At 64.0% G+C, this 13923-nt stretch carries 11 protein-coding genes and 1 pseudogene; 11 read left to right on the top strand and 1 reads right to left on the bottom strand.

What is annotated here, in order from left to right:
- Positions 1-8: 8 nt before the first annotated feature.
- The 11 genes and pseudogenes from QFZ36_RS18830 to QFZ36_RS18780 all read left to right on the top strand — a co-directional run bounded on the left by QFZ36_RS18830 (position 9) and on the right by QFZ36_RS18780 (position 11063).
- The gene (locus QFZ36_RS18830; RefSeq protein WP_306638585.1) at positions 9-1103 is read left to right on the top strand and encodes a substrate-binding domain-containing protein; all 1095 of its coding nucleotides are present in this window, start codon (positions 9-11) and stop codon (positions 1101-1103) included.
- A gap of 232 nt (positions 1104-1335) precedes the next feature.
- A pseudogene (locus QFZ36_RS18825) lies at positions 1336-2640 on the top strand (ABC transporter permease).
- Between the two features lie 2 nt (positions 2641-2642).
- Positions 2643-3341, top strand: coding sequence for an ABC transporter ATP-binding protein (locus QFZ36_RS18820; RefSeq protein ID WP_306638584.1), 699 nt, complete (start codon positions 2643-2645; stop codon positions 3339-3341).
- 192 nt (positions 3342-3533) lie between these two features.
- Positions 3534-3968 carry a hypothetical protein gene (locus tag QFZ36_RS18815; protein WP_306638583.1) on the top strand — a complete coding sequence of 145 codons (435 nt, stop codon included), beginning with the start codon at positions 3534-3536 and terminating at the stop codon, positions 3966-3968.
- An 89-nt stretch (positions 3969-4057) separates the two neighbouring features.
- Complete coding sequence (locus QFZ36_RS18810) at positions 4058-4423, top strand: hypothetical protein (protein ID WP_306638582.1); 366 nt, start codon at positions 4058-4060, stop codon at positions 4421-4423.
- 67 nt (positions 4424-4490) lie between these two features.
- Complete coding sequence (locus QFZ36_RS18805) at positions 4491-4958, top strand: integrase core domain-containing protein (RefSeq protein ID WP_306639274.1); 468 nt, start codon at positions 4491-4493, stop codon at positions 4956-4958.
- 207 nt (positions 4959-5165) lie between these two features.
- On the top strand, positions 5166-6236 hold the full coding sequence (locus QFZ36_RS18800; RefSeq protein WP_306638581.1) for a Gfo/Idh/MocA family protein: 1071 nt from the start codon (positions 5166-5168) through the stop codon (positions 6234-6236).
- A 172-nt stretch (positions 6237-6408) separates the two neighbouring features.
- Positions 6409-7344 (top strand): hypothetical protein, encoded by a 936-nt coding sequence (locus QFZ36_RS18795; protein WP_306638580.1) that lies wholly within the window; start codon positions 6409-6411, stop codon positions 7342-7344.
- An 88-nt stretch (positions 7345-7432) separates the two neighbouring features.
- Positions 7433-9043 carry a hypothetical protein gene (locus tag QFZ36_RS18790; RefSeq protein WP_306638579.1) on the top strand — a complete coding sequence of 537 codons (1611 nt, stop codon included), beginning with the start codon at positions 7433-7435 and terminating at the stop codon, positions 9041-9043.
- 290 nt (positions 9044-9333) lie between these two features.
- The gene (locus QFZ36_RS18785; protein ID WP_306639273.1) at positions 9334-10557 is read left to right on the top strand and encodes a serine/threonine-protein kinase; all 1224 of its coding nucleotides are present in this window, start codon (positions 9334-9336) and stop codon (positions 10555-10557) included.
- Positions 10554-11063 carry a hypothetical protein gene (locus tag QFZ36_RS18780; protein WP_306638578.1) on the top strand — a complete coding sequence of 170 codons (510 nt, stop codon included), beginning with the start codon at positions 10554-10556 and terminating at the stop codon, positions 11061-11063. The genes QFZ36_RS18785 and QFZ36_RS18780 overlap by 4 nt, the downstream gene beginning before the upstream one ends.
- Positions 11064-11224: 161 nt before the next feature.
- On the opposite strand, the gene QFZ36_RS18775 is transcribed toward QFZ36_RS18780, so the two are convergent.
- The gene (locus tag QFZ36_RS18775) at positions 11225-13444 is read right to left on the bottom strand and encodes an NADP-dependent isocitrate dehydrogenase (RefSeq protein ID WP_306638577.1); all 2220 of its coding nucleotides are present in this window, start codon (positions 13442-13444) and stop codon (positions 11225-11227) included.
- Positions 13445-13923 lie beyond the last annotated feature (479 nt).

Here is a 13923-nt window from a genome sequence, read left to right as displayed (position 1 = left end):
ATATTCATATGCGTAAAATCGCAAAAAGCCTGACCGTCCTCGCGGCAGTGGCCACGCTCTCCCTGACAGGGTGCGGCCGGTCCGACGTCGACGCCGAAGCTGCCAAGGCCGGCAGCGCACTCGCCGGTTTCCCGCAGGACTCCGTGATCGGCGTGGCCCTGCCAAAGAAGACCAGCGAGAACTGGACCCTTGCCGAGAACCTGTTCAACGATGGCCTCACCGCGGCCGGGTTCAAGCCAAACGTCCAGTTCGCCAACAACGGCGTTCCGGATCAGCAAAACCAGATCTCCACAATGATCACCTCCGGGGCCAAGGTGATTGTGGTCGGCGCTGTGGATGGCGCCCAGCTAGGCACCCAGTTGCAGCAGGCTAAGGACGCCGGCGCAGTCATCATTGCCTACGACCGGATGCTGACCAATACCAAGGCCATCGACTATTACGTTGCCTATGACAACTTCAAGGTTGGTGAACTCCAGGGCCAGGCGCTGCTGGAAGGCATGGCGGCCAAGAAAGCCGGCCCCTACAACATCGAGCTCTTCGCGGGCTCCCCGGATGACGCCAACTCCAAGGTGTTCTTCGACGGGGCCATGAGTGTCCTGCAGCCGAAGATCGCTGACGGAACCCTGAAGGTTGTCTCGGGGCAGGCTGACTTCCAGAAGGCTGTCACACAGGACTGGAAGCCGGAAAACGCCCAGAAACGGATGGACTCCCTGCTCTCGGGCAGCTACTCCTCCGCTGAACTGGACGGAGTATTGTCCCCGAACGACAAGTTGGCCCTTGCCGTGATCACCTCAGTCAAGAGCGCCGGCAAACCGCTACCTGTTGTCACCGGCCAGGACTCCGAAGTTGAATCCGTCAAGTCCATCTTGGCCGGCGAGCAGTACTCCACGATCAACAAGGACACCCGCAAGATCGTCGAACACACCATCACCATGATCAAGGACCTGCAGCAGGGCACTGCGCTGGAAATCAACGACAACCGCAACTACAAGAACGAGTTCAAGCGCGTTCCCGCCTACCTGTTGCCGCCTACCATCGTCACCTCCAAGAACGTGAAGACCGCCTACACGGACGATCCGGTCCTCGGCCCCATCACCAAGTAAGAGCCTTGCACTGAAAAAAGCCCGGTCCCTTTTTGGGGGGCCGGGCTTTTTCAGGGCTGGAGACGCAGGACGTCTTCCGTGATCGCCATGGCCAGGGTACTTGCAGTGGCCGGATGTCAGGATGGCAAGCACTTCACAGCCCAAGCACAGCTCCGGCCGGTTCCCGGCAGGATGCGGCATCTGAGCGGAGCCGAAGCCGGCCCCCGCGCCGGTACCTGAACCATAGGAGTTCGTGAGCGTCCTTGCCCGGAGCGTAAGCAACGCCTTCAGAAATAAGGTCCACACCGCCGCTGTCGTTGCGGTGCTGGCGGTCGCCATCGGCCTGGCCCTGTCCAGGAGCTCAACGCCTCCGTCTGCACGGTCCTGACCGTAAACCCCGCCGGCGGGCAGGGCTTTGAAGGTGGTGGCGAGCCGCTGACCACCGCGCAGGCAGCTACCGCTGCCGCCGTCCTCAACGTCAGTGCCGTCGTCGGGACCCAGTCATTTCGCCTGCGCAACGCAGCGGAAGCGGCCGGGCAGGCGGCCAACGGCACCACGGGAACCACCACGCAGCAGCCCGTCCGCTCACTGCCAGTCACTGCCACGGGGGTGGGAGCCGAAGTGGACACCACGGGCAAGGCGTTGGCCATCACTGAAGGCGCGGGGCTGGGCGACTACACCGCTGAATCAGCCAACGCCCAGCTGGGGACCACGCTGGCCGAAAAGAACGGCCTCACTGTGGGATCAACCTGCACCATCAACGACCAGACCTACACAGTCGCAGGCCTGTTCGACGCCGGCACCACCTTCGGCAACAACGCCGTCTACGTCACGCTCCCCACTGCCCAAGCACTCGCAGGACTCCCCGGCGAGCCCGCCAGCATGATCATCAGCGTGGACTCACTGGAAAACGTCGAATCCGCCAGGGCTGAACTGCAGTCCGCCCTCGGCACCGATACCGCCGACGTCACCCAGGGGCAGAACCTCGAGACCGCAGTCAGTTCCCTCGGCAGCGTCAAGAACATCTCCTTATCGCCCTTTATCGCAGGCCTGCGCACGGGCCGGCATGATCATCCTGCTGATCATGCCGGCCCGTGCGCAGGGCTGCGAGCGCCGCAGGGAAATCGGTGTACTGAAAGCCATCGGCGCACCCAACCGCACTATCGGCCTGCAGTTCGTCCTGGAAGCCCTGGTCCTTGCAGCTCTGGGCAGTGCTTCCGGCGCCGCCATCGCCTCCTTCGCCAGCGGCGGCATCGCCTCCGCATTGATCAGTACCAACAGCACCAGCACGACGACGGCCCCCACCACTGGCCGCGCGGCCGCCATGGCTGGGGCTGCTGGAGGTGCCGGCCTGCCAGGCGGAGCAGGTTTCCCCGGTGGCCAGGGAGGACCGTTCGGCGAGGCAGCCCAGCTGATGACCTCCGTCACCGCCAGTGCATCCCCCGGCGTGATCGCGGCGGGCATCGGAGCTGTCTTTGGCGTGGCCATCATCGGCGCGCTCGTCCCGGCGCTGCTCACGGCACGCATCCGTCCCATCGAAGTCCTGCGAGGAGAATAACCATGATTGAAGTCATGAACCTGGTCCGCACCTTCAACTCCGGTGACCGCACCATCAAACCGGTCAAGGACGTCAGCTTCGAGCTCGAGCAGGGAACCCTCGCCTCCATCGTCGGTAAGAGCGACAGTGGAAAGAGCACCCTGTTGTCCCTCCTGGGTGCGCTGGACAAACCGACCAGCGGGGACGTCCTCGTCAACGGCGTGAGCCTGGCCAGCATGCCCGACTCGAAGCTCACGGAGTACCGCAGGCGGGACATCGGCTTTGTCTTCCAGCAGTTCAACCTGATCCCCAACCTCTCCGCAGTGGACAACGTGATGCTGCCCATGGAGTTCGCGGGGATGCGCAAGGCCGCCCGGCTGCAGCGCGCGAAGGACCTGCTGGCGCAGCTGGATCCCCAGAAGCATGACCGGCGCATCAACAGGCTTTCCGGCGGTGAGCAGCAGCGGGTGGCGATCGCCCGCGCCCTCGCCAACGAGCCCAAACTGATCCTCGCCGATGAGCCCACCGGAAACCTTGACGAGCAAACCGGCGACCACATCATCGAACTCCTCAGCTCGCTCAGCCGGGACCACAACACCACCATCCTCGTTGTCACGCACGACCGCGCTCTCGCCAACAAAACGGACCGCCGCTTCCGCCTGCAGCAGGGCAAACTGACGGAGGAACCGGTGCGCAGGCCTGTGGTGTCCGCCTCTGTCTAGCCGTTTAGACGCACGGGCGGGCATTCAGCACTGACAAGTATGGGGAGGGTCCAGCAGCTATGGGGAGGGTCCAGCGGCGCGGCCCTCCCCCGCCGTCCGCCCGCTGCTCCAACCCTCCATCACTTTTCGTCGCGTCCCTCTGCGTCAGGCTGGTTGTGAGTCAGTCATTGATTGAAGGGAGCAGGAGCAGCCGTGACTGTTGGTCCGCGAGGTATTAGCCGTGATGAGATTCGGGAATTGGTGCATGAGTATTACGTGCAGCCGTACGGGACGAGGAAGGAATGGCTTGCCTCTCAGCCGGTGACTGAGTGGACGTTCCGGCGGTGGCGGAAGATGATTCAGGAGGGTGATCTCGACCGGAATCTGATTCCACGAGAGCATGGGAATATGGCCCGCACGAATGGCGAGTGGTCCGCGTTTGAAAAAGCGCGCGCCAAGGAGATCGCCCAACACGAGTCCGAAGTCGAACAGCTCAAGGGTCGTATCCGTGAACTTGAAGGCACGAATACAGCTCTGGGAAAAGCTATCGGGCTCTTGCACGAGTTGAGCGTGCCAGAGCCCGATACGGCCCGGACGAAAGGTCCGAAAGGTTCATCGAAGCCGAGAACCGGCTCGTCCGGGAGCTGACAACGCTCACCGGCTCGCAGCGGCAAGCCCTCGAGTTTGCCGGCGTATCCCGCTCGACCTGGCATTACCGGCAGAACCCCCGCGAACGCGTGCAGGATCCGCTCGGACAATCTGAGCGGGCCTATGAATCGCGGATCAGCACGGCGGACCGCGACCGGATCGCAGAGTACATTCTGGACGGCTGGGCCGAGCAGGTTTCTGTTGACCATTCCTATGCGGCGGCTTGGGACAATGGGATGATGCTCGCGTCCCGCCGGACCTGGTGGCGGATCGCAGCCCAGATCGAGGACCAGATGCTGCGCCCCACCATCCCGACCAGGAAAGGGAACCACCGGCCGCCACGGGAGAAGCCCGTGGTGATGACCACCGGCCCGGGGCCAGGTCTGGTCCTGGGACATCACGGACCTGTATTCACCCTGGCGGGGAAAAGCATTCAAGGCCTATTCGGTCCTTGATATCTACTCCCGCCAGATGGTTGCCTAGCGGGTTGAGGAACGCGAAGCGGACCACCTCGCCGTGGAGATGTTCGAAACCGCGATCGCACGGCACGGCGCCCCGCGCATAGTTCACGCCGACTCCGGGCCCGCGATGCGATCAAACCTGCTCCGCGATACTCTCACCAGCCACGGAGTGGAACTCTCCCACAACCGGCCCTACGTCTCGAACGACAACCCCTTTTCAGAGTCCGGGTTCCGGACCATGAAGTACCGGCCCGGCTATCCACGTGTGTTCAAAGAAGTCGAGGCCGCCAGGGCCTACCTTGCCGATTACGTGCCCTGGTACAACACCCAACACAAACACTCAGGCATCGCACTCTTCTCGCCCGCCGAAGTCCACGACGGCTCGTGGAAAGAAACCTGGAAAACACGCGACCACGCATTACAGCGCTACTACGACAAAAACCCCGGACGCTTTCACCAGCGCCCCACCACACCAACCCCCCACAGCCACACAGGAATCAACCTTCCAGCAACAAAAACACCCACATAGCAAACCCAATGACTCCACACAGCTTGACAACCTGCGCGTTCCCTTCGACCCTCCATCACTTTTCGTCGCGTTCCCTTCGACCCTCCATCACTTTTCGTCGCGTTTCCTTCGACCCTCCATCACTTTTCGTCGCGTTTCCTTCGACCCTCCATCACTTCCCGCGAGTACTACCAGCCGCTCCAGCACTGCGGTGAGAGGATGGTCCCCATGAGTGCGCCTATCGCCAAGCCGTGGCTTTCAAGCCAGCCCGACCAGGATCCCCGCTCCGCCACGGGAGCTCCCCTTCGCTGGGGAGTCATCGCCACCGGGGGAATCGCCCGCGCCGTGTCGGAGGACCTTGCCCTCCTGGTTGATGCCGAACTGTATGCCGTCAGTTCCCGCGGGCAGGACACTGCGGACGCGTTTGCTGTGGCCTACGACTTCGCCAGGGGGTATGGAGACGACGGCGGAGTGGCTGGCTACCAGCGGCTGCTCGCCGATGAGGCGGTGGACGTTGTCTATGTGGCGACGCCCCACGCCCAGCACCATGAGATTGTGCTCGCTGCCCTCAAAGCGGGCAAACACGTTCTCTGCGAGAAGGCGTTCACCATCAACGCCCGGGAAGCATCCGAACTGATTGACCTGGCCCGCAGCCGCAACCTGTTCCTGATGGAAGCAGTCTGGAGCCGCTTCCTGCCAAGCATGCAGAGGGCTTTCGAGATTGCTGCTTCCGGAGAGATTGGCGACGTCCACTGGGTCACCGCCGATCTTGGGTTTCCTGCTCCGTATTCACCGACGGCGAGGCTTTGGGCCAGGAAGGACGGCGGCGGTGCATTATTGGATCTTTCGGTCTACCCGCTGCTGTGGGCATTGGGCACCCTTGGATTCCCGCAAACGGTCAGCGCCACGGGATTTGTTAATGACGACGGCGTCGATGCGCAGAATGCCATGACGCTCGGATACAACCATGGAGCCCAGGCCCAGCTCACGTCCTCCTTGCTCGCACATGGTCCGCGCACGGCCAGCGTGGCCGGCAGCAAAGGCTTTCTGCAGAGCATCGGGTCGATCAATAATCCGCGTGAGCTGGTTATTGGATCCGGATGGGACGAACGACGTGTTGAGTCCTTTGACGTTGTGGGCCGCGGCTACACCTATGAACTGCGTGAGGTGACACGATGTATCCAGCAGGGCCTCACGGAAAGTCCCGTGATGCCGCTGGAGGACACTCTGAACATCATGCGGCTTTTCGACGGCGTACGGGCCCAGCTGGGCGTCAGCTACCCGAATGACGGCCACTAGAACACTTCAGCAGCCGCCGTCAATGCAATGACTGGCAGAAGACGCCTTGTCATGCGCCCGGCACAAGAGTTTCCGCTTTTGTCGATTTGTTTTAGCAGACCCTAGACTTCCCGCAACATCCGGTCTTACGCTGTAGGCATCGTCGAATGCAACGGTACTGGGGGTGGTACGCATGGTTAACGCTGTTTCAGCATGGCGTGCCCTGCGGCCGGTGCTCCTCGCGGGCGCTGCGACCCTTACCTGGCTGACTTTTTCATCGCCGGCAGCTTCTGCTGACGTACTTTCTGACACGTCATCGCTGCTGGGCGGCGTCACGAGCTCGGTGTCCTCGGTGACGGACAGGCTGGCCGGCCCCGCACTAACTGTTCCTGCCCCACCTCCTCCTGCCGCGCCGCCTGTGGGGCTGCTTCAGCCCTTTGTGGGTCAGGTTTCGGGCATCGCTGACAACATCGTTTCAGTCGTCCCTGTGGTGAACCAGGTGGTTCCCGCCGGTACCGTCACGGCTGTCGCTGCTCCGATCGCTTACGTTGCGGACGGAGCAACCGCAGCAGTTGTGGAAGCTGTTGTTCCACCGGTAGCCGGATCCCTTCCCGGACTCGAACCCGTCCTCCAACCTGTTTCCGATTTGGTGACAGGCACGGCACCGCTGCCGGTTGAGCTTCCCGAACTGCCTGTCCGGGCGGTCGACGAGGACGCTCCTGTGCCTGGCGCCGTAGTCCCCACGGAAGCGGCCGCGGAACCGGCACCCGCAGACACCTCGGCACTTTCGGGTTCGTCCCTTACTGCCGCTCCGGATACCGCTACTTTCCCTTATGGTTCGGTTGCCCTCGCGGGAACTTCCGCCACACTTTGGGTGGCCGCGAGCGTATCTGACTTCAGTGATGAGCAGCCAAGCACGGCGGACCCTTCGCCCGCCCCTGCCCAGGCTCCTGCTGCCCCTGGCTCCGGCGCAGGAAGCGGAGCGGCTTCAGGCGGTTCCCCGGGTTCGGCTGCATTCCTGAGCCCCTTCAACTTTGATCTGCCTCTTTCCGGTGCTGTCTGCGCCGGTGAATCCCCTGAGCATGCCCCTGCACCGGTGTCATTCGACCCCGGTTCTTCTCCTGACTAGTTGAGGCCCGTCTGCCTTTTGCGGCAGAACGCGGCCATTTTGGGTTGCTGTCACGCACCCCTAATCAACTTTCTCAGGAGACATCACCATGAGTTCCAACCTTCGCAGGGGGCTGCTTGGCACCCTCTTTGCCGGCGGGCTTTTAGCCCTCGGCTGCACCGCGGCAAATGCCGCGGACACCACCAGCGGATCGGATCTGTCCGCATCCGCCCACATCTCGGCGGCGGCGTCCGCTGACTCGGCGTCGTTGGGCCTGCTGGGTGACCCAACGCCGTCCGGTTCAACGGCCGTCGCCGCCGTAGTGGATGCCGCGGTTAACCTCGGCACCGCCACAGGCACAGGCCAAACCACCAGCCCTGACCTCGCAGCAGCAGCCGTTGTTGACCTCGGCCTCGGCAACACCGTCACCAACGCAACCGACACCTCCGCGGCCGACCTGGCCGTCGCAGCAGACGTCGCTGTGGATCTCAGCAACGGCACAGGCACCGGCCAAACCACCAGCCCCGATCTGGCAGCAGCAGCCGTTGTTGACCTCGGCCTCGGCCTCGGCAACACCGCCACCAACACAACCGACACCTCCGCGGCCGACCTGGCCGTCGCAGCAGACGTCGCTGTAGACCTCGGCAACACCACAGGCACCGGCCAAACCACCAGCCCTGATCTGGCAGCAGCAGCCGTTGTTGACCTCGGCCTCGGCAACACCGTCACCAACGGAACCGACACGTCAGCGGCCGACCTGGCCGTCGCAGCAGACGTCGCTGTAGACCTCGGCAACACCACAGGCACCGGCCAAACCACCAGCCCTGATCTGGCAGCAGCAGCCGTTGTTGACCTCGGCCTCGGCAACAGCGTCACCAACGGAACCGACACCTCAGCGGCCGACCTGGCCGTCGCAGCAGACGTCGCTGTAGACCTCGGCAACGGCACTACCGACGGACTCACCTCCGGCGGGCTCGACGCCGTCGTAGACGCAGTCGTCGACCTCAACCTCGGCAACGCCACCACCGACGGACTCACCTCCGGCGAGCTCGACGCCGTCGTGGACGCAGTCGTCGACCTCAACCTCGGCAACGGCACCACCGACGGACTCACCACCGGCGGACTGGACGCCGTCGTGGACGCAGTCGTCGACCTCAACCTCGGCAACGGCACCACCGACGGACTCACCTCCGGCGGGCTCGACGCCGCCGTAGACGCAGTGGTGGACCTTGGCACGGGCAACACCGGTGGGCTCGGTGCCGGGATCGACCTGGGCATTGACCTCGGCCTCGGTCTGGGGAGCGACGGCAATGGCACGGAGAACCCGGGCACCGGGACGCCGGGCACTGTAAACCCCGGCACGGTTGACCCGGGTGACGGCAACACCGGGGACACCGGCACCGTCGACCCCGGTACCACCGCTCCGGGTACAAACACCCCCGGCAACACCGGCAATACCGGCAATACCGGAGGCGACAACGGTACTGACGCCGGCACGGCCGGTACCGGCGGCTTCCCGGCAGCACCGGCAGGTTCCACGGCAGTGAGCGGTGCTATCGGCGTCGACACCAGCGCGGGGAGCACCGCAACCCAGCGCGGGACGGCAAACGGCAGCACTGCCCTGGCCAACACCGGCATGGATGCTTCACTGGTCCCGCTCGCCCTGCTTCTCCTGGTGGCGGGACTCCTGGTCCTCCTCCGCAAGCGCAGGGTTTCCTAGGCACCCTGCACTTGTTGACCGTGCCTGCACCAAGCGCCTGAAGCGGCAGCAGCAAGCAGGCTGAGGGAGAGGAGGACCCCGCAAAACACACGACGCAACCTTTCAGGTACACGCAAACATGTCATCAGCACACATGTCCTTGTGGCCGGTGGTCCGGCGGTGAAAGCTAGAGGTTCACCGCCGGGCCCTCGGCATGTCCCGGGAATGTAGGGCAAAGCCGCGTAGTCCTCGTACTCCACCCCCGTATAATTTGAGGTACGACAGTGCCGCAGCGCACCGGGAGGAACGGTATGGTGGCGGAATCGCCTAGCTCCATCAAGAATGAAGTGGTCGGCGGACGTTATCGGTTGGGTGAGGTCATTGGCCGCGGCGGGATGTCATCGGTCTATTGTGCCCGGGACGAGAAACTGGGCCGCGATGTTGCCCTGAAGCTCTTCGCCCCCCAGGCACCGGACGCAGACGAACTGAAACGCCAGGAAGCGGAAATCCAGCTTCTGGCCACCCTGAACCATCCCGGCTTAGTGACCCTCTTTGACGCCGGCATCGACAACCGGATTCCGGACGAGCCCAGGCCCTTCCTCACCATGGAACTGGTGGAGGGCCAGGACCTGCGGACCCGGATCAGGCACAGCCGCGTTCCCCTGGAGGAACTCTCGGTAATCGGGGCTGGCGTCGCCGACGCCCTGGCTTACGTTCACGGCCTGGGAATCATCCACCGGGACATCAAGCCCGCCAACATCCTGCTGGTCCAGATCCGGCCGGGCGAGCCCCTGCGCCCTAAACTCACGGACTTCGGCATCGCCAGGATCGCGGATGCAACCCGGCTCACCGCTACAGGAACCATGGTGGGCACGGCCGCTTACCTCAGCCCGGAGCAGGCCCTGGGCAAGCCCCTCGCCCCCGCCTCGGACATCTATTCCTTGGGACTCGTGCTGCTCGAATGCATCAAGGGCACCGTTGAATACCCGGGCGGTGCCGTGGAATCTGCAGTCGCCCGCCTGCACCGAGCACCCGAGATTCCCGAGGATCTGCCCAAGGAATGGGCCGATCTGATCCACTCCATGACGACGATTGAACCGCTGGAACGTCCCGCCGCAGCGGATATCGAGACTGCCCTGCGGCAGGCACTGGTTTCGCCCGCATCCACGCCGGGAGAACTCGTTCCCGAAACCACGCGGGTCCTGCCGGCCATGCCGTTCCACCCTCCTTCCATCACTGCCGAGGAATCGGTGGAAGAACTTCGTGAAGCCGCGGGTCCTGCGGCCGGAACCTCTTCTGTCGCCCCGGGGCTGGGGAACAAGGGCAAACAGTCCGGAAAGAAGCTGCCCGCAAAGTCCGGGCGCAGGCGGATCTGGCTGTTGGTGCTTCTGGGGATCGTTGTGTTGGCAGCTGCTGTTTCAGTGGTGCTGGTGAGCCTCTCCGCCCAGTCCACCCCCGACATCGTGCCTTACCCAACGGTAACCGGCGTCCTGGGCGACCATCTGGAGGAACTCCAGAAGAGCGTGCAGCCATGAGCCTGATGCACATCCGTGGTTGGCCGCACTCGCGGGCCATGGTCTGGACGGCGGCTGCGCTGGCCGCCGGGCTGTTGGCTGGCTGCGGCACCAATGACGCAGGTCTGCAGCCAAGCGCTGCCCGGCAACTCCAGGCACGCGTCCTTGAGGTGAGCGAGGCGTCGTCGCGGAATGATCCCGCCGCGGCACTGAAAGCCCTGGAAAACCTTGACGCTGATCTGGCGGCTGCGCAAAGCAAGGGCCAGGTTTCCGAGGAACGGCGGCAGACCATCACCACTATCGCCGCGGCCGTCCGCGCCGACCTTAACGAGGCAGCTGCGGCGGCGGCCAAGGCAGCGGAAGATGCGCGGATCGCTGAGCAGGCGGCTGCTGCCGCCCAGGCCTCCCAAAAGGCTGCACAAAACGCTGCCTATACTCCGGCTCCCGCCCAGGCACCAGCTCCGCCGGCCACCGGCAACGGTGACGATAAGAAGGGCAACGAGGACAAAGGCAAAGGCAAGGACTAAGACTTGGCCCCTGGGTCCCGCTGACGGAGACAAAGGCCAACGACGGCGGGACGCCGGCAATGTGGCCCGCGAGTCCCAGCCAAACGATGAAGAGGCGGTGCCCCGGACATCCGGGACACCGCCTCTTGCGTTGCCTGTTTTAGAAGACAAGCAAATCTGTGCTAGCTCAGGGTGGAGAGCACCTTGTTCAGCGTGGCGGACGGCCGCATCACGGAGGAAGCCTTCGCGTCATCCGGGCGGTAGTAGCCTCCGATGTCCACCGGGGAGCCCTGGACCTCTGCCAGCTCACCCACGATGGTCTCCTCCTTTGAGGAAAGCTCGTTGGCGACGGAGCTGAATGCGGCGGCCAGGTCGGCGTCGTCCGTTTGTTTGGCCAGTTCCTCGGCCCAGTAGCGGGCCAGGAAGTAGTGGCTGCCGCGGTTGTCCAGTTCACCGGCACGGCGGCTCGGCGACTTGTTCTCGAGCAGGAAGGTGCCGGTGGCGCGGTCCAGGGTGTCGGCCAGGACCTGGGCGCGGGCGTTGCCCGTGGTGGTGGCCAGGTGCTCGAAGCTGACGGCCAGGGCCAGGAATTCACCCAGGCTGTCCCAGCGCAGGTGGTTTTCCTTGAGCAGCTGCTGGACGTGCTTCGGGGCGGATCCGCCGGCGCCGGTTTCGAAGAGCCCGCCGCCGTTCATCAGCGGAACGACGGAGAGCATCTTGGCGCTGGTGCCCAGTTCGAGGATGGGGAAAAGGTCCGTGAGGTAGTCGCGCAGGACGTTGCCGGATACGGAGATGGTGTCCTCGCCCTTGCGGATGCGCTCGAGGGTGAACGCAATGGCCTTGACCGGGGACATGATGCGGATGTCCAGGCCCTCGGTGTCGTGGTCCTTCAGGTACTCGTTGACCTTGGCGATGAGGTTGGCATCGTGGGCGCGTTCTTCGTCCAGCCAGAACACGGCCGGGGTCTGGGAGGCGCGGGCGCGGGTGACCGCCAGCTTGACCCAGTCGCGGATGGGCAGGTCCTTGGTCTGGCAGGCGCGCCAGATGTCGCCCTCGGCAACCTGGTGTTCGATCAGGACGTTCCCGGCGCCGTCAACAATCTGGACAGTGCCGGCTTCCTGGATTTCAAAGGTCTTGTCGTGGCTGCCGTATTCTTCCGCCGCCTGCGCCATGAGGCCGACGTTGGGCACGGTGCCCATGGTGGTGGGGTCGTAGGCGCCGTTGGCGCGGCAGTCGTCGAGGACCACCTGGTAGATGCCGGCGTAGGAGCTGTCCGGCAGCACGGCCAGGGTGTCTGCTTCCTTGCCGTCCGGGCCCCACATGTGGCCGGAGCTGCGGATCATGGCGGGCATGGAAGCATCCACGATGACGTCACTGGGTACGTTCAGGGTGGTGATGCCCTTGTCCGAGTCCACCATGGCCAGGGCGGGACCCTCTTCGAGGCCCTTTTTGATGAGGTTCTGGACGCCGTTGCGGACGTCCTCCGGCAGGTCCTCGAGGCTGCTCAGGATAGCGGCGAGGCCGTTGTTGGGGCTAATGCCGGCAGCTGCGAGCTGCTTGCCGTAGGTCTCAAAAAGTTCGGAGAAGTAGGCCTTGACCACGTGGCCGAAGATGATGGGGTCCGAAACCTTCATCATGGTGGCCTTGAGGTGGGCGGAGAACAGCACGCCCTCTTCCTTGGCGCGGGCAACCTGGGCCGCCAGGAATTCATCCAGCGCGGCGGCGCGCATCACGGTGCCGTCGATGACCTCGCCGGCGAGCACGGGGAAGGCCTTCTTCAAAACCTTCACGGAACCGTCTTCGCGGACCAGCTGGATGGCGATGGTTCCCTCGGACTCGATGACCACTGACTTCTCGTTCGACCGGAAGTCATCCTTGCCCATGGTGGCCACGTTGGTCTTGGACTCGGGGGTCCAGGCACCCATGGAGTGCGGGTTCTGGCGTGCGTAGTTCTTCACGGACAGGGGTGCGCGGCGGTCCGAGTTGCCCTCACGCAGGACGGGGTTCACGGCGGAGCCCTTGATCTTGTCGTAGCGGGAGCGGATGGCCGTCTCCTCGTCCGAGGTGGGGTTGTCCGGGTAGTCCGGCAGCGCGTAGCCCTGGGCCTGCAGCTCTGCAATGGCCGCCTTCAGCTGCGGGATGGAGGCGCTGATGTTGGGCAGCTTGATGATGTTGGCTTCCGGCGTCTTCGCCAGCTCACCGAGTTCAGCAAGGGCGTCACCGATCTGCTGCTCGGGGGTCAGGTAGTCACCGAAGACGGCGATGATGCGGCCGGCGAGCGAAATGTCGCGGGTCTCCACCTCCACACCTGCTGTCGAGGCGAACGCCTCGATGATGGGCAGGAACGAATAGGTAGCCAGCATCGGCGCTTCGTCGGTGTGGGTGTAGATAATCTTGGACATGCGCGGGCGTCTCCCTGTGGGTCGGCTTGGTTGTGAATCCGGTCTATTCACCAACCTTTAACTTACCCGAGGACCCGCGCCCGAACCGTACCCGGTGCGTTGGATTACTTGCCGCCCCTGCGCCTCCTGTGGGGAATGTCACTTGGCCAAACCTGTCCGTACAGGGCATCCTGCCGGCGCAACTCCGCCGTCGCCGTAAACGTGTGCACGGGGTCCAGGTCCCGCAGCCGCGCGGCATCAGCAGATGCCGCTGCATCGAAAGAGACCGGTTGCGGCCCTTCCTCCTCTCTCCTGGTGTCACCGGGTCCGGCCGGCTTTGCTGATCTGCGGAAGGAAAACATCAGGGACTCACCCTCTCTCGGTGCCCGGAGCCCAGTCGGACGCGCCATTTGGTATGCCCAAGGTAACTTGGGTTTGTCGCACCACGGCTGCTTTTCCCTGGTTCTGCGGGATCTCTGTGGGTGGGCAGGGGTTTCCGC

The sequence above is a fragment of the Pseudarthrobacter siccitolerans genome (genome assembly GCF_030823375.1).
GTDB classification, from domain to species: Bacteria; Actinomycetota; Actinomycetes; order Actinomycetales; family Micrococcaceae; genus Arthrobacter; species Arthrobacter siccitolerans_A.
Note: the sequence above shows the minus strand (reverse complement) of the source record. Positions and strands in the feature narration are given on the sequence as shown.

Bases quoted from the DNA above. Each gene is read 5' to 3' on its own strand.
- QFZ36_RS18830 (WP_306638585.1), top strand. From the start codon at position 9: ATGCGTAAAATCGCAAAAAGCCTGACCGTCCTCGCGGCAGTGGCCACG.
- QFZ36_RS18820 (WP_306638584.1), top strand. From the start codon at position 2,643: ATGATTGAAGTCATGAACCTGGTCCGCACCTTCAACTCCGGTGACCGC.
- QFZ36_RS18805 (WP_306639274.1), top strand. From the start codon at position 4,491: ATGTTCGAAACCGCGATCGCACGGCACGGCGCCCCGCGCATAGTTCAC.
- QFZ36_RS18800 (WP_306638581.1), top strand. From the start codon at position 5,166: ATGAGTGCGCCTATCGCCAAGCCGTGGCTTTCAAGCCAGCCCGACCAG.
- QFZ36_RS18795 (WP_306638580.1), top strand. From the start codon at position 6,409: ATGGTTAACGCTGTTTCAGCATGGCGTGCCCTGCGGCCGGTGCTCCTC.
- QFZ36_RS18790 (WP_306638579.1), top strand. From the start codon at position 7,433: ATGAGTTCCAACCTTCGCAGGGGGCTGCTTGGCACCCTCTTTGCCGGC.
- QFZ36_RS18785 (WP_306639273.1), top strand. From the start codon at position 9,334: ATGGTGGCGGAATCGCCTAGCTCCATCAAGAATGAAGTGGTCGGCGGA.
- QFZ36_RS18780 (WP_306638578.1), top strand. From the start codon at position 10,554: ATGAGCCTGATGCACATCCGTGGTTGGCCGCACTCGCGGGCCATGGTC.
- QFZ36_RS18775 (WP_306638577.1), bottom strand. From the start codon at position 13,444: ATGTCCAAGATTATCTACACCCACACCGACGAAGCGCCGATGCTGGCT.